This window comes from Nocardia rhamnosiphila NBRC 108938 (assembly GCF_000720425.1).
In the GTDB taxonomy this organism is placed as follows: Bacteria; Actinomycetota; Actinomycetes; order Mycobacteriales; family Mycobacteriaceae; genus Nocardia; species Nocardia rhamnosiphila.
Window position 1 is genome coordinate 24600 of record NZ_JOAJ01000011.1, and the last position, 18966, is coordinate 43565.

The following is an 18966-nucleotide window of genomic DNA, read 5'->3' on the forward strand; positions in this document are numbered from 1 at the left end:
TCAGGCGTGCTGGGTGAAGCCGACCTGGCCGGGCTTGCGGTTGGGTGCGTAGCCGAGCTTGGCGAGGGTCTCATCGACGCTCGAGTACTGCTCGCCGATCCGGTAGATATCGCGTGCCTCCTTGCCGTCCGCGACACCGCGGCCCAGTTCCTCGGCGATCCGCACCAGCTGCTTCACCTGGTCCGCCGACTTCGTCTTCTCGCCCTTGCGGCCCCAGAGGGTGTCTTCGTTGCCGCAGCGGGTGTGCAGACCGAACGCGATCGCCATCGCGTTCACCGGAAGCACGCTGCGCATCAACGTCTCCAAGGTCAGGCACGCACCGTCGGGTACCCGCTGGATGAAGTTCATGATGTTGTAGGGATTGGGGCCGTCGAACCCGCCGCCGATACCCACCCAGGTCAGGTTGAGCGGGCCCGAGTACTTTCCGCGGCGGATCAGCCGCTCGACCGTCTCGAGCTGCGGGATGCCGGAGAGCTGGAAGTGCGGCTGGATGCCGTTGGCGGTCAGGCGCCGCAGGTGCTCCTCGACCCACGCCGGGCCGGCGGGCACGGTCATTTCGCGGTAGGTCTCGTAGAGGTCGGGGCGCTGGATCGACGTTCCGGCGATATCGTCTTCGGTCATCAGCTCGACGATGTTCATCTGGCTGGTGTTGATCGCGATGGTCACCTGGTCCGGCTTCGGGTCCAGTTCGGCGAGCATGTGCCGGGTGTCGCCGGACAGCCACTTCGCTTCGGCGCCTTCGCCTTCGGGGGCGAACGAGATCGACCCACCGACCTGCAAGATCATGTCCGGCACTGCCTCGCGCAACCCGACGAGCAACTCGTTGAACTTCGACAGCCGCTTGGAGCCCCTGCCGTCGAGCTCGCGAACGTGAATGTGCAGCACGGAGGCTCCTGCCTCGTAGCAGTCCACCGCGGCCTGGACATGCTCGTCCATGGTCAGGGGCAGGTCCTCACGGAAATCGTCCAATTCCCATTCCGGGCCGTAGGGGGCGGCGGTGATGACCAGTTTCTCCTGGTTCTCCGGGAAAAGCGCGTCGTCGTGGAAATGCATGAAATGCTCCGTTCTGAATCCGAGGAAAGAATGGGGTCGAACTGCTGTCAGAAGGTCGCGTCGCCGACGATCCCGGCACGCTCCATCTTTCGCACCCCGGGCCAGTAGTCCTGGACCGCGTAATGCTGGGTGGACCGGTTGTCCCAGATCACGAAGCTGTTCTCCGTCCACCGCCAGCGCACCTGGTATTCCGGAATCGTGGCCTGCCGCATCAGGTAGTGCAGCAACTCGGCGGCCCCGGGCGCGTAGTCCGCGCCGAATCGCACGTTCTCCGGCGTGTGGTAATTGACCAGGTGGGTGGTGAAGGAATTGACGAACAGAATGCGCTCGCCCGTTTCGGGATGGGTGCGCACCACCGGATGCTCGGCGTCGGGATAACGCCGCGCGAGATCGTGGCGCTTGTCGTCCGGCATCGCCGCGCCGAAACTGGCCTCGATGCTGTGGCGAGCGCGCAGGCCCTCGATCCGCTCCTTGACCCGCTCGGGCAGGCGCCGATACGCCTCGACCATGTTCACCCAGATGGTGTCGCCGCCGACCGGCGGAGCTTCCACACAGCGCAGAATCGAACCCATCGGCGGGTTCGCCCGCCAGGTGGCGTCACAGTGGAAGGCGTTCTCGTAGTGCTCAGGGGGGCTGTCGAGGTCTTTGTAGATGCGCACGAGTCCGGGGTTGTCCGGGTCGCTGCCCAGGACCGGGTGGTCTTCCAGCGGTCCGAATCGCTGTGCCAGAGCGACGTGATCAGCGCGACTGATGTCCTGGTCGCGCACGAACAGCACCTTGTACTCGAGCAGCAGAGCGCGTAGTTCGGCGAAAAGCGCGTCGTCATGGGCAATCTGCGCGAGGTCGACATCGACCAGCTCCGCACCGATCGAACAGGTGAGTGGCGTGGCGGTGATCGCGCCGCGCGTCACCGAATCGTGGGATGGAGCAAAGGGTGTCATCGTTGTCCTTCCAGGTGTGGAGCCGGTGTCAGACGGTGAAGACCGAGGAACCGACGCTGCGACCCGATTCCATGTCGCGGTGGGCCTGTATCGCATCGGAAAGCTTGTAGCGCTGGTTGATCTCGATCCGGATACGACCGGCCGCGACATGCGAGAAGAGTTCGCCGGCCAGTTCGGCTCGCTCCGCGGGATCAGCGATGTAGTCGGCGAGCGCGGGGCGGGTGACGAACAGCGAGCCCTTGACCGCCAGTTGCATGGCATTGATGGGTGGAGTCGGCCCGGAGGCGGTGCCGAAGCACACCAGCAGCCCGCGCCGCGACAGCGAATCCAACGACGTGTCGAAGGTGGTCTTTCCGATGCTGTCGTAGACCACCGGCACACCGGCGCCACCGGTGATCTCACGCACTCGGGCGGCGACGTCCTCGCGGGTGTAGATCACCACGTGATCGCAACCGTTGGCCCGGGCGATCTCGGCCTTCTCCTCGCTGGAGACGGTGCCGATCACAGTGATACCCAGCAACTTTGCCCATTGCACGAAGATCGACCCGACCCCACCGGCCGCGGCGTGGAGCAGGACCGTATCCCCTTCGCGCAGCGGATGGATGCGGCGCAACAGGTAGGCGGTCGTCAATCCACGCATCGTCATCGATGCGGCGGTGTCGAATCCGATTCCGTCCGGCAATGCGAGCAGATGCTCGGCAGGCATCACTCGTTCGGTGCTGTACGCCCCCAGCGGGCTACCGGTATAGGTCACCCGGTCCCCCGCCTCGAACCCCTCGACACCCGGGCCTACCGCCTCGATCACACCGGCCGCCTCGACGCCCATACCTGCGGGTAGCGCGGCCGGGTACAGGCCGGAGCGGAAGTAGGTATCGGCGAAATTCAGTCCTACCGCTTCGTGCCGCACCCGCACTTCACCGGGCCCCGGCTCGCCCACCTCGGCATCCTCCCAGCGCAGCACCTCAGGACCACCGGTCTCGTAGAAGCGAACAGCGTGTGCCACCACAGATCTCCTCTTCGGTCGACCGCACCACCGGTGCGATCGACAGTTGTGTCCGACGAATGGGTGTCCGGACAGTCACCGCGTGCCGCGGCGTCACAGTGCGGACCAGCGATCGCGTGCTGCCAGTGGCGGGCCGCGCCGGGTGCGCTCACCGATCGCGACTTCCCCGACCACTGATCACCATCGCTGTGATGGGACCCACTGTAATCCGGACCACCCCTCTGCGCTTATCCTCAGGGGACTGGTTACTGTTCAATTCGGGACAATGGAGTACCTGGTGAAACCACTCGCCCGCTATGCGGCAATACACGGATTCGTGGAACTCGGCCGCTCGCTGGGGCTGGACCCGGTGGCCCTGCTCCGCGCGAGCGGACTGGACCCCGCCGGTCTGAGCGTGCAGGACCGCTGGGTTCCCGCCGCCGCTATCGCGGACCTACTCGAACGCTGCGCGATCAGCTCCGGGCGGGAAGACATCGGCCTACGCCTGGCAGAACGTCGCCGCCTGGCCAATCTCGGCCCGCTCAGCATGGTCATCCGCGAGGAACCCGACGTCCGCAGCGCACTGCGGACCATGTCCCGCTACGAGCACATGTACAACGAGGCGCTGCACACCCGACTCACCGAACGCAACTCCATCGCCACCATCCGCCTGAGCCTCGATCTCGGCGGACCGGGTGAAACGCGGCAGCCCATCGAACTGGCGGTCGGCATCCTGCACGGACTCATGCGTGGATTCCTCGGAACCACCTGGCAACCGCTGGAAGTCCGCTTCACCCACCCGGCACCCGCAGACCTCTCCACCCACCACCGCGTCCTCGGTACCCGTGTCGGTTTCGACCAGGACTTCAACGGAATCCTCATCTACACCACCGACCTCGACGCACCCAATGCCATGTCGGACCCCCAGCTGCGCACCTACGCGCAGCAGATTTTCAATGCGCCGTGGGCAACCTCGACCGCGACGACTGTGGACCGCGTCCGGGAACTGATCGAACTACTCCTGCCGACCGGACGATGCTCGGCCGACCAGATCGCGCAAAGCCTCGGCGTCGACCGCCGCACCATCCACCGCCGCCTCGCCGCCGAGGGCGAAACCTATACCGCCCTGGTCGATTCCAGCCGAGCCGAACTCGCCCGGCACATGGTAGCCGGCAACCGCCACAGCCTGACCGAGATCTCCGAACTGCTCGCCTTCTCCTCGCCCGGCAACTTCTCCCGATGGTTCCGCACCCGCTTCGGCGAAAGCCCTGGTCAGTGGCGCGCCGCCCGCCCGGCAGCCCCGGCCCAGCCTTTCCCAACCGGCTCGACGCGGCCCGAGCCACGCGCCACCGAGTAGCAATCCTCCGCATTCACTCCGGCCGTGCGCGGGCTGCGGACGGACCTCGTCCGACCGCGGACACGGCCCGGAGCGTTCTCGGACCTATCGAGGATCACCGCCCGCGCGGGGCTCGTGCATGAATTGGGAATACAACGGCCGACCGGCGCCGGCCCTTTCCGGGCCGGCGGGTGAACCGCCGATGTGGAAATGCTGGTCGTCGTCGGGCACCCGCGTACTTCTCGCTTCCTGTGGTGATGATCTGTTCGGCGTCCGCATCCCGCAGTTGGTGACCGACGGCGCATCCCAGCGAAGTGGATGGCCACCGCGTCGCCACTTCCCTCATTCGAGCCGAACAGGCAATCGGAAGCGGATTCGGCTCGCTGATAACGAGCCGAATCCGTGAGGCTCACCAGCCGGAGCCCGAACCACCCGATCCGGTGTTGGCAAGGATGGTGCCGATGACCATCTGCAAGATTCCGGCGACAGAGCCCAGATATTCCACGGTGTTCCTCCGACTTTCTCATCGCCGACTGTCCGGCGTACCGGTGAATCTAGCCCAGAAGAGATCAGAAATGTTTCCGTTTCATCGAAAGTACAGGTCACCAGCTATCACTTGGACACCCCGCCGCAATGCGACAACTTCCACGCCACGGTCCACTTCGATGTTCGATATACCCGAGGGATCTACGGACCAGCCGATACACCCGTCCGGGGGCGCTCGAGACCAGTGACTATTTCGACAATGAGCGTTCGGTCCGAATGGTCCGCCGAGAAGATCGCGCCACTGAAGCCGCGGGTGTGGCAACTACACAGCAGCAGTCGGCCGTCGATGCGCTGTGTTGACAGAGAGGCATGCGGAATTGCCACCTCTCGCCACAAGCCGGTGCCCACGCCGGGCACCGATCCGCCCGAACACACCAGAATCGGCACCGTGGTGCGTTCAGCGGCAAAGGCAGGCGGGTCGGCTGCGCGCGGCATCACCCCTGCCGCCGCGCGGGAAAATGGTGGGCGAATTCGAGGCCGACCGTCTGCCGATCAGCTAGGGCCCTCAGCAATACATCCGTCGCCGAAAGCCCCGATGGGTATTGCGTTGGATTAGTGTCCTGCCAGGAATGAACACCTACACACTGGCCTGACCTGCACAAATTACAAGGATGACCCATAGCGATATGACATGATCGCAGCTCGCAATGTCGGCAAAGTGCCTGGAGGGAGAATCGACCACTACCGAGGTAGCAACTTTCCACGGCGCTGCGGATGTCCATCGACCGGCCGAGGCGTGAGAGGAGGGCATTCGACGGTGGCCGCAACAAGAATCACGACCGGATGGCCGCGATGGTCTCCACCAGCTCGACCACCCGTCGATCCGAATCGCCGTATCGCGCCTCCATATGACCGCGCAACCGCTCCAGGCGGTCGAGCGCCTCCGCTTTCCTACCGAGGTGGAGAACGCATTCGGCGAGCCTGCGCTGGCAGACCATGACCTGGTCGTCGTAGGGGCCGCGCTCGGAGGTCAAGTCATCGATGAGGACCCCATACAGGTCGGCGGCCTCGGCGTAGCTCTCGGATTCGAAACGCAGACCCGCCAGCTCGACCCGAGCGTCCACCACATCTGCGTCCCGTGCGCCCAGTACGGGTACCGCCGCGTCGACAACGGTCTTGAGGTGCCGGATGGCCGGGTGATAGCGCGACTCGTCGGCCAGCCGACGGGCACGTTCGACCGCTCGGTGCAGATCGCCGCGGCTCAGATCATCGGTGGGGACGTGGGTAGCCGAGGACCGCTGTGCGGCCTGGACCGTCTCAGGTGGTGTGCACGCAGCGAAAAGGCCGGGTCCGGGAGCGGACGCACTCACTGCGGCGGCGTACATGCGGGTGGGACTGTCCACGTCGTCGACCAATCCGCCGAGCTCAGCGGCATGGCGCATCAGTACCGTGTGGACGATATTGGCTCCGGCCGGGCGGCTCTCGGCCTTCTTCTCCAGCATGCACATGACGAGTCCCGCCATATCGGCCGGTATTTCGGGCCGCTCGTCCCGAATGTTCGGTGCAGCGGCAGACACTTGCTGCTTCCACACCGTGTAAGCACTGTCGCCGGCGAATACACGGTCCCCGGTGAGCATTTCGTGCACGATGAGTCCTAGTGCGTACAGGTCGGTCTGCGGGGTCACCTCTCGGGATTCGACCTGTTCGGGTGCCATGTATGCGGGTGTGCCGAGGGTCTGTCCGGTGGTCGTATAGCGGCTGAGCCCGGAATCGAGTGCGACGGCGAGACCGAAGTCGAGTACTTTCACGGTGCCGTTGTCGCAGAGCATGAGGTTGGACGGTTTGAGGTCGCGATGGTAGATGCGGTGCCGGTGTGTTGCCGCAAGTACCGCGGCGACCTGCGCGCCGAGCGCCGCCACGGCACCGACCGGCAGTGGACCTCTGCGGGCGAGCAGATCGTCGAAGGTGACACCGTCGACGAACTCCATGACGAGGAACGGGCGCGGTGTCGGCTCCTCTGTGGTGCCGGCATCGTAGATCGCCGGCGTACCCGGATGACTCACCGTCGCCATCAGTTCCGCTTCGCGCAGGAAGCGTTTGGTCCAGTCGGGGTCGCTGGCGAGGTTCGGCTGTGTCACCTTCACCGCGATCCGGCGTTTCAGGTTTCGGTCGAATCCCTCGTACACCTGCCCCATTCCCCCGGCACCGACCTGGCGGATGAGTTCGTATCGCCCTCCGACGAGCTGCACCGGCCACCTCCGTGATGCGTCGAAACTACTTGCCCGTTCCCGGCCGCAGACGGCCGGTGGCCAGCCCCCGGTACCCGAGGTGTACCAAGTGCTCGATATCTGCGCGGCGTTCCTGCCAGCTTGCTTCGAGCCTACGGAGTCGCGCGAACTCCTCCGCGCAGCGGCGTTGTTCGGTCGGCGGTAGCCGCGGTATCCCGACGGTGTGCAGGTCGATATCACCACTGTGCTCGTCGTCGATCGCGGCACGCAGAACGCCGGCGAGGAAACCGGGATCCAGTATGGCGGGATCGGCACGCAAGAGATCAATTCCAGGGCCGAGGAGCATGTCGGACTCCGTGCACACGCGCACCGCCGGCTCCTGTGGAGCCAGAGCTACATCTCCGGCACGGATGATCACCGCGCCCGCCACACCGGCGTCTCCGCACCGCGATGCCGGTCGTCCCAACCGGATGTCCTTTGCCGTCAGCATCGACGTCACACCGTCGGCGCTCACGACAGTCGGTGGCGACCGATGGATTTCGACCATGCCGGCCTCGGCGAGCTCACCCACCGTCACCACACCGTAGGTTGCCGGGTTCGGCTCCAGCATCGGCGGCGTTTCCGCCGGCCTCTCCAGGTACGTGGTCCGAAGCGCCGAGTACCTGTCGGCGGCGGCCGCCGGCCGCTCCGGAGTCAGGTCGACGTAGTCGTCGAGCCGGTCGATGATGCGGACCGTGAACCGCTCGGCCTCGGGATGTGCGGGGTCGAAACGGAACGCCTGCCACACCGCGGCCGCGGCGGACAGGTCGCCTGCCGTGTGCATCAACAGCACGGACTGCGGCCGTTCACCGTCCGCCTCGTGTAGGAGCCAGAGGTCGCGGTCCGCGGCGAGCCCGGTGACGACGGCCCGGAGAACCCCGGTGCGCAGCAGTGTCCTCCGCAGCGGGCGCGCCCTGCTGCTCGACGCCGCGGCGGCCGGCATGAGTACGCACACCGTCCCGGAATCCGATGCCTGAGTGAGACATTGGCGGGCCCAGGCAGCCGCGCCCTCGGTGGACTCCCACCGCCGGTCACCGTCGTCGCCGAAGTATCCGGGGTCGTAGACGGTCGCATCGAATGCCTGCGCCGCGGACTCATACCACACGTCGAACCTTCCTGTCCGTCGGCCGCATCGCGTCGACAACCAACAGCCGTCCTGGGTGTGCCTGCTGCGACCAGTCCCCGATCAATCGTCCTCCACTGGTACCAGCGCCCCGGTGGTGAGACCCGCGAATACCTGGTCGGTGAGTTCTTCTGCGGCCGCGGCCGCGCGTGACGCCGCGAGACGTAACTGGAAGAACCGCCGGAACAGCAGTCCGTAGTGCTGCTGTTCGGTCGCGGAGACCACGGGTATGCGGAGCCGACTCGGGTCGAAACGCACGGTCGATGTCCGGGCGGCGGAGATACCGTCGGAACCGGACAGGAATCCGGCGAGGAACCAAGGGTCGAGGCATTCCTGATCGACCCGCAGCGTGTGCAGGTGGGGGCCCCGGATCGCGCCGGCGTCCTCGGGCCCGGCGACGCGAACAGCCCGCCCGCTACCGTGATCGCCCCGCATCGCCGGCACCAGCACATCCCCCACCTCGATACCGACTTCTTCGGCTGGTCTCGCTGAACTCATCGCACCCGACGCCGCCTTCCCGGTAACCACATCACCGGCGGTCAGCACCCTACGCCGGTCACCGCCTGCGGCCCCTTCTTCGGCAGGCGGTTGCGCACGAATCCATTGCAACTGTCCGTGTTTCGCCAGCTCGGCGACCGTGACCCGGCGCCACGACCGCCCGTCGGACTCTGTCCAGCCCGCCAGCGCGGCCCGCGCCGCGCCGAACTCTTCCCCTGCTTCACCGAGTCGCCGGACCGCGGCGTCGACCCGGCCCGCCACGCCTTCGGTGTCGATCGTTTCATGCACGTACAGCCCGGGTGCCAGATCGACGGTGTCGTCGAGAATATCGATCGAGCTCACGGCCGCAGCGGCATTCGAGACCGTCGCGGGATCCTGCCCGTTCTCGAATGCCTCCCACGCACCGAGCACCGTCTCGGTCACGGAGTCCCACGCGATGCGATCCTCGCCGGCCCTCGGAGCCCCCCGCGTCGTATCGACGAACAGCACGGTGTCGGGTGTGCGGGCACCGGGCTCGGGCCGGCGCAGGACCCAGATCTGTAACCCGACATGCCTGGGCGGCGCCGCGCCCGGTGCCAGCCCGACAACTGCCCGGAGCACACCCGCCCGCACCAGATTGGCCCGGATCTTGCGTCCCGACGGACGCCCGGCCACCGCCGGCGGCAGCAGCACGGCAGCGGTTCCGCCCGGACGCAGGTGGGCCACGGCGTGTTGCACCCACGCCAGCTCCGACTCCAGGCGGGGTGGCAGCCCGAACTCCCAGCGCGTGTCGAACGCGAGGGCCGAGGCACCCCAATCCCGGTCACCGTAGGGCGGATTCAGGAGCACACCATCGACGAGGAGATCGGGAAAAGCGTCGGCTGGCAGACTGTCTCCGGTACGGATATCGGGCGCCGTTCCGGTTTCCGCTTCCACCGTCAATCGGGCCCGCTCCGCCTGCACCGGAGCGATGTCCTGACCGTAGAGTTCGTCAGCACCGAGCGCTGCCGCCGCCGACAGCAGCGTCCCGCTACCGCAGGCAGGATCGAGAACACTGCGCACACGCGGACCACAGACCAGGTGCGACATGAGAGCTGCCACCCGGCCGGGCGTCGGGTAGACACCTGTCGTGGGCTGGTCTTCCATCGCCCGTTCGGCGAGCGCATCGACCGCCGCTCGCGCCCCGTCCGTCTTGTGCACTTTCTCCAACAGGCCCACCGCGCGCTGCGAGAGCTCGGCGGGTACCGATTCGTCTGCCGCCCAACCGTTCTCGCTCCGGTGTAGCCCGCGCATCAGTTGCGTGACACTCGCGGGTGTGGCCTCGGCTCGAAGCAGCGTGCGCAGCTCCGCCATCGGCGACTCGGGCGGTGCGATGTCGTGGTCGGCCAGCCAGGCCCGCACCGCACCGAGGTCGAACAGCGGCCGAGCCTCGCTCCCGCCCACAGCCTTCGGAAAGTCGTTGTGTCGGCGCCGCCAGTTGCTGACCGTAGCGCGCGTAACACCGGCGAGCCTGGAGAGCTCTGCGGCACTGACCGTGGACGCGGGTTCGGGCATACCACTCCTCTCCGTTCCCCTGCACTCACCTTGCCCAATCCGTGAGCAAAAATCAACAATCGAAAACGTGTTGACATTGTTTTCACGCTATTCGTATGGTTGCTTCACTCAACGCTCCGCTTCGGCGGCGGCTCCCTCCACACCATTCGGAGAAATACATGCTCAACGCCACCCGTGCCCGCGCTGCCGTCCTCGCCCTCGGCACCGCGGCGGCCCTGTCCGTCGCCGCCCCCACCGCGTCGGCCGCCCCCGCCACCGGTTCCGCCGGCGGCTCATCCGCCCCCGGCTGCGGACCGCGCTCGGGCGCCGACCATCTCTTCCTGCAGGAGTCCTACTTCGACGAAGAGACCTGTGAAGTACAGGACGCCGCCATTCAGCTCGCACTGGCCGATTGCCACTGGCTCGATGTGAACGGCGGGTCCGCGCGCAACCGGATCGCCCTGGCGGAAAGTCACGAGGACACCGTCGACTACCCGTACATCTTCGTGCACGCGGCCATCACCGCCTATTGCCCGCACCACGACTCCTGAGCGACCGGAAGTCATGGGAAACAAGCCCGCCATTCGGACTTCTGTCTGCACACGACGGTGGACGGCCGTGAACAAATCCGCCTACCGGCACGAGCGCGACGCGCTGGAACGCATCCGTGCCGCCATCCCGGACACCGACCCGTGGCGGGCATGGACCAACTTCTCCTTCGCGACGGCGACGGGCCGGCTGTTCGAGGTCGACCTGCTCATCACGGCCCCGGGCGGACTGCACCTGGTGGAATTGAAATCCTGGCGCGGCCGTCTCACAGCGACCGAGTCCGGTTGGGTGCAGACCAACGAATCGAACGAACAGATCGCACACGGCCGCCCCGCTGCAGCCGGCCTTGCACAAAAGCACGGCACTCACCCGGCTTTTGGCCGCGGTCGGCAAGCACGTGGCGGTGCGGCCGATCCTGTGCCTGAGCAACGATCGGCTCGAGGTCGAACTGCCGGGCAGCGATCTCCGGCACACGCTGTCGGTCGGTTCGCTGGTGAAGCGGCTGTCCCGCCCGACGCACATCGCGTGTCACCGCATGACCCGGCACCGCGTCGACGGTATCGAGCGCGCACTGGCCTCAGTGGGAATCGCGCCGCCCGGACAGCAGCTACCGACCGAATGGCCTGGCGGCGAACCGGTCCCCGGATTCGAGGGAATCACGTAGAAACAAATAAGGTCCCGCAAGCGGTACTAAGTTGATTCGTTCGGCCGTCCACAAACCAGGAGCACCTTCGATGACCCTCGTGCACCCGCGTGACGATCTCAGCGTTGCCCCCGGCTCGATCGTCGTGGTCCGCGACGAGGAATGGCTGGTGACCTCCGCCGAGCAAGGCTCCGATGGCTGGCTGCTGCGAGTGCGCGGCCTGTCGGAACTGGTCGCGGATACCACCGCGACCTTCTACGCCGCCCTCGACAAGATCGAAGTCCTGAACCCGGCCGATGCCGAGGTCGTCCCCGACGGTTCCTCCGGCTACCGCGACTCCCGACTCTGGCTCGAAGCGCTGCTCCGCAAAACCCCTTTCCCCTACGGCGACCAAACGCTCACCGTCTCCACCCGCATGCTCGCCGATTCCCTCGGCTACCAGCGCGCCGCGGTCGCCAAGGCCCTCGACCCCCGCCTCATCCGCCCGCGGATCCTTCTGGCCGACGCGGTAGGTCTGGGCAAGACCCTCGAAATCGGCATGATCCTGTCCGAGCTCGTGCAGCGCGGTCGCGGCGAACGCATCCTCATCGTCACGCCCCGCCATGTCCTCGAGCAGATGCAGCACGAATTGTGGTGTCGTTTCGCCCTGCCGTTCGTGCGACTCGATTCCGCCGGCATCCAGAAGGTGCGCCAGAAGCTCCCCGCCACCCGCAACCCCTTCACCTACTACAAGCGCGCGATCATCTCGATCGACACCCTCAAAAGCCCCCGCTACAAAGCGCATCTGGAACGCCAGCACTGGGACGCGGTCGTCATCGACGAATCCCACAACCTCACTAACGTCGGCACCCAGAACAACGAACTCGCCCGCGTCCTGGCCCCGAACACCGAGGCCCTGATCCTCGCCTCGGCGACCCCGCACAACGGCCGCGAGGATTCCTTCGCCGAACTCCTCCGCCTCCTGGACCCGACCGCCGTCGCCGCCGACGGCTCGTTCAGCAAGGACGACGTCTCCACCCTGCTGATCCGCCGCCACCGCCATCACGACGAAGTCGCCGCCGAGGTGGGCAGCGATTGGGCCGAACGCGCCGACCCCGTGCACAGCCTGGTCCAGCCCTCACCCGCCGAGGACGCGGTCGCCCGCGAACTCACCCGGGTCTGGCTGCACCCGAGTACCGGCACCTCCCCGTACTCCGGCGAAGCCAAATCCCTGTTCCCCTGGACCTTGGCGAAGGCGTTCCTCTCCTCCCCCGCCGCGCTCCGCGAATCCATCGACCAACGCCGCCGCAAACTGCAGGAAAAAGGCGGCCCGCACACCCCCGAGCAGCGCACCGAACTCACCGCCCTCGACACCCTCGCCGACCTCAACGACAAGGCTTTCACCGAATCGGCCGGTAAACAGGCCGCACTCGTGCAACGCCTGCGGGCGATCGGCGTCGGCCCGAAGTCCGATATGCGCGCCGTGGTCTTCGCCGAGCGCATCGCCACCCTGAAGTGGCTCACCGAATCCCTCCCCGACGCCCTAGGCCTGAAACCGGAGAACATCGCCATGCTGCACGGCGGCCTCTCCGATATCGAACAGCAGCAGATCGTCGACAGCTTCAAACTCGAAACCTCCCCCCTCCGCGTCCTCGTCACCGGCGATGTCGCCTCCGAGGGCGTGAACCTGCACGCCCAATGCCACCACCTCATCCACTACGACATCCCCTGGTCCCTGATCCGCATCGAGCAGCGCAACGGCCGTATCGACCGCTACGGCCAGCGCCGCCCACCCGTGATCTCCTCGCTGATCCTGGAACCGTCCGATCCCGAATTCTCCGGCGACCTCCGCGTCCTGTCCCGCCTGCTGGAGAAGGAGAACCAGGCCCACACCACCCTCGGCGATGTCGCCTCCCTGATGGGCAAACACAGTGTCGGCGAGGAGGAGTCCGCGATCCGCGACGTCCTGGCCCGCAAAACCACCCTCGACGATCAGGTCCGCAGCATCGACGACGTACTCGACGGCGACGATATCGACGCCTTCTTCGCCCAGATGGACCTCGAAGCCGACGAGGCACCCGAACTACCCGAGCAGCCCCGCCAGAGCCTGTATCCCGACGACATCTCCTTCCTCGACGAAGCCCTGCGCGCCGCCTTCAACGACGTCCCCCACGCCGCACCCGATAAAGGCGGCGTCGGCTGGACCGTCCACCGCGACCACGGCATCGCCGAACTCGTCCCCCCGAAAGACCTGCGCCAGCGCCTGATCCAGCTCCCGCAGAACTACCTCCAGCACGGCCGCGTCCTCGAACGCCTCAAGCTCGCCACCTCCACCCAGGTCGGCGACGCCCAACTCCGCACCGCCAAACAGGGCAAGGGCATCGACAACACCACCTGGCCCGAAGCCCACTTCCTCGGCCCCCTGCACCCCGTCCTCGACTGGGCCGGCGACCGCGCCCTCAGCGCCCTAGGCCGCAACCAGATCTTCGCCATCCGCGGCACCCTCGACGCCCCCACCGTCCTGCTCATGGGCACCCTCATGAACCGCCGCGGCCAGCTCGTCTCCCGCGTCTTCTCCACCGTCGTCTTCCCGAATCCGACCAGCCCATCCTTCGCCCTGGTCAACACCCACTTCGATCTCGACTTCCTGCTCACCGACACCGGCCTGCGCCCCGGCACCGCCAACCCCGGCGCCCTCGGAGACCCCCAGCGGTTACGCGAGCTGATCCCGATCGCCGTCGAGAAGGCCGGCGAGTCGATGAAACTCGTCCTCGACCAGCAGGAAGCCACCGCCACCGAACGCCTCGCCGCCTGGCGCCGCCGCGCCGACCGCTGGTATTCCGCCGCCGAACAACTCGAACTGTTCGGCAGCCAGAAAAGCAAGGTCGACAAACTGTCCCGCCGGATCGCCGAGGAGCAGCGCCTCGCCGAATCCCTCGCCCCCACCCAGCAACTGGTGCGCCCCCTGCTGGTGATCGTCCCCGAACAGGAGCAGTAACCGTGGCTTCCTTCGATTCCATCGTCGTCGGCGAGGACTGGATCAGCGAACACTACTTCACCACCGATTCGGTGAAGGAGTCGTTCCACGGCAAGGTCATGGAACTTCGCAAAGGCTGGGACGCCGAAGCCAAGGAGGGCCGCGACACCGTCCGCAGCCGCTTCCTCACCGCCGCCCGCGACCTGCAAACCGCCCTCGCCGCCCTCACCGAAAACCCCGACGCCGCCCCCAAAGCCCACGCCCACCTGCGCACCGTCTTCGGCTACCCCGGCGAACTCACCGATTTCACCACCGAACGCGCCGGCTCCGACCTCCTCATCCCCGCCGCCCAACTCGCCGGCACCCCCGACATCCTGTTCCTCCAAGCCAACCCGGCCGCCACCCTCGAAGACCTCCTCGCCCCCGACACCGGCCACCTCATCACCCCCGCCACCGGAGACGGCAAACCCATCGAATCCCTGTCGAAAGCCGTCTCCGCCGCCTTCCGCTCCGACACCCCACCCGCCTTCATCGTCGTCCAAGCCGGCCAATGGCACCTGCTCGCCGAAATGGAACGCTGGGCCGAGGGGCGTTACCTCGCCGTCGACCTCCTCGTGGTCGCCGAACGCAAACACGAAGCCCGCGGCGGGGAGGTCGACCGGACGGCCGCGATCTTCGGCGTGCAATCACTGAAACCGGACGCCGACGGGAATATCTGGTGGACCGGGGTGCTGGAAGACTCGGTCAAGCACACGGTCGGGGTGTCCAAGGACCTCCGCGAAGGTATCCGGCTCTCCATCGAAATCATCGCCAACGAGGTGGTCCGGCGGCGCCGCGAAAAGGGCGAGTCGATGGACGGTGTCGACGCGAACGAACTCGCCAAACACTCGCTGCGGTTCCTGTATCGGATCCTGTTCCTGCTGTATGCGGAAGCGTCCCCGGAAATGCAGGTGCTGCCCACGGGCGCTGCCGAGTACGAGGAGGGTTATGGTCTCGACCGGCTCCGCGAACTCACCCTCACCGAACTGGTTTCCCACCGGGCCCGCACCGGGACGCACCTGTACGAATCGCTGAAGAAACTCTTCGACCTGGTCGACCAGGGACGTACGCCTGCGGTCCGCGAGAACATCACCGACGACCCCGCACCCGGCCTCCAGTTCAACCCCCTCCGGGCGGACCTGTTCTCGCCGAAGGCCACCGCACTCATCGACGAGGTAGGGCTCGGCAACGAGGCGACCCAGCAGGTGCTCGCTCACCTCCTGCTCACCAAGGAGAGCAAGTCCCGCAAGGGCGCAGACCGGGGGTTCATCAGCTACGCCGAACTCGGCATCAACCAGCTCGGCGCGGTCTACGAGGGCCTGATGTCCTACACCGGGTTCTTCGCCGAAGAAGACCTGTACGAGGTCGCCAAGAACGGCGACCCGGAAAAGGGTTCCTGGGTGGTGCCGGTGGACCGCGCCGACCACCTCTCCGAATCCGATTTCGTCCGCGCCGAAGACCCCACCACCCACGAACTGAAACCGGTCGTCCACCGCAAAGGCACCTTCGTCTTCCGCCTCGCCGGCCGCGAACGCCAGCAGTCGGCGTCGTACTACACCCCCGAGGTGCTCACCAAGTTCGTCGTCTCGCAAGCACTAGAAGAACTACTCGACCAGAACGGCACCCGCACCACTCCCGAAGAAATCCTCCAACTCACTATCTGCGAGCCCGCCCTCGGCTCAGGCGCATTCGCCATCGAAGCCGTCCGACAGCTCGCCGCCGAATACTTGACCCGCAAGCAGCACGACCTCGACAAACGAATCGAACCCGACCGCTACCCGGTGGAACTGCAAAAGGTGAAGGCACATATCGCCCTACACCAGGTGTACGGGGTGGACCTGAACGCCACCGCCGTCGAACTCGCCGAAATCTCCCTCTGGCTCGACACCATGGTCGCCGGCCTCCAAGCTCCCTGGTTCGGCTTGCACCTGCGCCGCGGCAACTCCCTCATCGGCGCCCGGCGGGCGGTCTACCAGCCGACCCATCTCGCGAAAAAAGCATGGCTGAAAACGGTCCCCGCGGACATCCCGCTGGGACAGGAGGTCGGCGCCGGCATCCACCACTTCCTCCTTCCCGCCGACGGCTGGGGCGCGGTGGTGGACACCGCCGAAGCCAAAACCTACGCTCCGGAGAAACGGGAAGAACTCCGGCTGTGGCGCAATGATATTCGCAAGACGCCGTCGAAGGAGATCGCTCGTCGGCTGATGGCTCTTGCGCAGCGGGTGGAAACACTGTGGGAGCTGACACTGCGGCGGCTCACCATCGCCGAGGAATCCATCCGCCGCGACCTGCACCTGTGGGGCGGAGAACCCGTCGAACCCGGCCCCGGGGTCAAACGAGAACAGATCGAAGCGATCCTGAACGACGAGAATGGAGCCTATCGCCGACTGCGCCGGGTAATGGACGCCTGGTGCGCGCTCTGGTCCTGGCCGGTGACCACTGATGTAGCCGCACCGGACTGGAACCAGTGGGTCGGCGGGCTCGAAGCAGTGCTCGGCATCGCGCCGAAAGCCGGAAAATTCGAGAAGTATGGGCAGACCAGCATCGCAGGAGATTTGAGTTGGTACGAACTGGATTCCGCGGAGGACACCGACCAGACGTTCGCACAAGCGAAACCTATCGACGCAGCCGTCCGTGACTTTCCGTGGCTGGGCGTGGCAGCTGATATCGCTCAAGCACAAGGGTTTCACCATTGGGAACTAGACTTCGCTGTGGTGTTCGCGCGCGGTGGCTTCGACCTACAAGTCGGTAACCCACCATGGGTTCGTCCGGACTGGGACGAGGCCGCGGTACTTGCTGACTTTGATCCATGGTGGCAGCTGTCCCATAAGCCAGCCGACGCAATTAAACGTGAAAAGATGGCGGAAGCACTCAATCAGCCGAACACACGGAACGCCTTCTTGAAGGAACGCGCGAAGCAAGCCGGGCACAGCGAGCACTTTGGCTCGAACATCGACCGTCCGGTTCTTACAGGACTTCGTCCGGATATGTACCGATGCTTCATGGAGCGCACCTGGCGTTCTATGGTGTCTCGCGGCGTCGTCTCACTGATCCATCCAGAGAGCCACTTCACCGAAGCCCGAGCGAATACCCTGCGGCGGGAATCCTACCGCAGGTTACGACGGCACTGGCAGTTCAGAAATCAACTAAAGCTTTTTAGGGAAATCGACAATGGCACCCAATACGGAGTGCATGTCTACGGCGACATCTCAGAAGTCAACTTCTTGCAGGCATCGACGCTCTATCACCCTGACATTGTTGCGCGCTCAATACTTCATGATGGAAGCGGACCGGCACCTGGCGCCAAGGACCCGGAAGGCAATTGGGATCTACGCCCGCATGCCCAACGGATCCTTGTTGTTAGTGAGAATGAACTTTCGAGGTGGGGTGCACTGGTCGACGAGCCAGGGACACCTCAGCTCGAGGCCCGCATGCTCTACCCATTGAATCGTGCAAGTTCAACTGTGCTTAAGAAGCTGTCCAACATGCCTCGACTAGGCGGTATTGAATTTATCTGGACGAATGGGTGGAATGAAACATCCGACCGAAAATCAGGCAATTTCGAAATACGGTCAGCCGTACCCGAAAGCTGGGGCCAAGCGATAATACAGGGTCCTCACATAACTTTGTGCTGCCCAATCTACCAGCAAGCAAATCCAACGATGCGCAGCCCAAAGGATTACTCTTCTGTAAGTTTCTCCGACGTTCCAGAAGACTTCATTCCCAGAACTAATTACCAGGTGGCTCGGCCGTTTTCTGATTACATCGAACAGTACCCGCAGTGGAATGGGCGCGCGAGTTCCAATTTCTTCCGGCTAGCCTGGCGTAGAATGGCAGATTCTGGAACCGTTAGGACGCTACACTCGGCAATAATTCCGCCAGGACCGTGCCATGTACATACCGTATTGAGCGCCGGATTTACCGATATTGCCGACCTTGCAGTCGCAAGCGGAATGTGGTCCTCTATCCCATTGGACTTTCTCGTCAAAACCGCGGGTGTCTCTGAATTGAATCAGAGTTTCATTCGCCGTCTCCCACATATTCGTAATCATAAATTGGAATCTCACCTAACCATCCGCACACTTCGACTCAACTGCCTAATCCGTGACCACGCCCCCCTTTGGCAGGAACTCTTCGATACAAGGTGGCGGGAAGACGGATGGGTACCCCAGATCGGGCCAGACCAGCCCGTCAGGACTGAGCTTGGCGACGTGTCCCACGAGTGGAATTGGCAAACGCCTCTACGCACCGACGCCGACCGTCGTAAGGCCCTCGTCGAGATAGATGCAATCGTCGCCGTCATGCTCGGCATCACCGCCGACGAACTCCTGACCATCTACAGAACCCAATTCCCCGTCCTACAGAAGTACGAACGCGAAGCCCTCTATGACGCCAACGGCCGCCAGCTCTCCACCAAACTCGCCTCCGAATACCGCAAGAAGGGCGGCCTCCCCACCTCCGACCTAACCGTCGACGGCATCACCTACGAGGAACCCATCAAAGGTGTAGACCGCGAACACGACATGCAACTAGCCCACGCCCACTTCTCCGACCTCGCCGCAACCTCCGAAGGTTAGCCTC

At 65.2% G+C, this 18966-nt stretch carries 11 protein-coding genes and 1 pseudogene; 6 read left to right on the forward strand and 6 right to left on the reverse strand.

Annotation, left to right across the window (positions count from 1 at the left end; all coding sequences use genetic code 11):
- From IG75_RS0131195 to IG75_RS0131205, 3 genes are read right to left on the reverse strand one after another with little or no spacing between them, the layout of a single operon-like run.
- On the reverse strand, window positions 1-1053 hold the full coding sequence (locus tag IG75_RS0131195; RefSeq protein WP_030524932.1) for a beta-keto acid cleavage family enzyme: 1053 nt from the start codon (window positions 1051-1053) through the stop codon (window positions 1-3).
- Window positions 1054-1100: 47 nt separating this feature from the next.
- Window positions 1101-1994, reverse strand: coding sequence for a TauD/TfdA dioxygenase family protein (locus IG75_RS0131200; RefSeq protein ID WP_051715243.1), 894 nt, complete (start codon window positions 1992-1994; stop codon window positions 1101-1103).
- A 28-nt stretch (window positions 1995-2022) separates the two neighbouring features.
- The gene (locus IG75_RS0131205) at window positions 2023-2997 is read right to left on the reverse strand and encodes a quinone oxidoreductase family protein (RefSeq protein ID WP_030524934.1); all 975 of its coding nucleotides are present in this window, start codon (window positions 2995-2997) and stop codon (window positions 2023-2025) included.
- A gap of 277 nt (window positions 2998-3274) precedes the next feature.
- On the opposite strand from IG75_RS0131205, the gene IG75_RS0131210 reads away from it, so the two are divergent.
- Entirely contained in the window at window positions 3275-4333 is a 1059-nt protein-coding gene (locus IG75_RS0131210; protein ID WP_051715347.1) for an AraC family transcriptional regulator, read from the forward strand.
- Window positions 4334-5631: 1298 nt separating this feature from the next.
- Here IG75_RS0131210 and IG75_RS0131220 read toward each other — a convergent pair.
- From IG75_RS0131220 to IG75_RS0131230, 3 genes are all read right to left on the reverse strand, one after another.
- Window positions 5632-7047 carry a serine/threonine-protein kinase gene (locus IG75_RS0131220; protein WP_030524936.1) on the reverse strand — a complete coding sequence of 472 codons (1416 nt, stop codon included), beginning with the start codon at window positions 7045-7047 and terminating at the stop codon, window positions 5632-5634.
- A gap of 25 nt (window positions 7048-7072) precedes the next feature.
- Window positions 7073-8170, reverse strand: a complete 1098-nt coding sequence (locus IG75_RS0131225; RefSeq protein WP_051715247.1) for a hypothetical protein — start codon at window positions 8168-8170, stop codon at window positions 7073-7075.
- Between the two features lie 81 nt (window positions 8171-8251).
- Window positions 8252-10219 carry an N-6 DNA methylase gene (locus tag IG75_RS0131230; protein WP_030524938.1) on the reverse strand — a complete coding sequence of 656 codons (1968 nt, stop codon included), beginning with the start codon at window positions 10217-10219 and terminating at the stop codon, window positions 8252-8254.
- Window positions 10220-10377: 158 nt separating this feature from the next.
- Here IG75_RS0131230 and IG75_RS0131235 point away from each other — a divergent pair, with 158 nt between their 5' ends.
- From IG75_RS0131235 to IG75_RS0131250, 5 genes and pseudogenes are all read left to right on the forward strand, one after another.
- Complete coding sequence (locus IG75_RS0131235) at window positions 10378-10749, forward strand: DUF732 domain-containing protein (protein WP_030524939.1); 372 nt, start codon at window positions 10378-10380, stop codon at window positions 10747-10749.
- Window positions 10750-10762: 13 nt separating this feature from the next.
- Window positions 10763-11044 (forward strand): annotated as a pseudogene (locus IG75_RS40965) (NERD domain-containing protein); the annotation flags it as partial.
- A 49-nt stretch (window positions 11045-11093) separates the two neighbouring features.
- Complete coding sequence (locus IG75_RS40475) at window positions 11094-11411, forward strand: hypothetical protein (protein ID WP_030524940.1); 318 nt, start codon at window positions 11094-11096, stop codon at window positions 11409-11411.
- Between the two features lie 70 nt (window positions 11412-11481).
- Window positions 11482-14367, forward strand: coding sequence for a helicase-related protein (locus IG75_RS0131245; protein WP_030524941.1), 2886 nt, complete (start codon window positions 11482-11484; stop codon window positions 14365-14367).
- Window positions 14368-14369: 2 nt separating this feature from the next.
- Window positions 14370-18962: an Eco57I restriction-modification methylase domain-containing protein gene (locus IG75_RS0131250; RefSeq protein WP_030524942.1), complete on the forward strand. Its 4593-nt coding sequence runs from the start codon at window positions 14370-14372 to the stop codon at window positions 18960-18962.
- Window positions 18963-18966 lie beyond the last annotated feature (4 nt).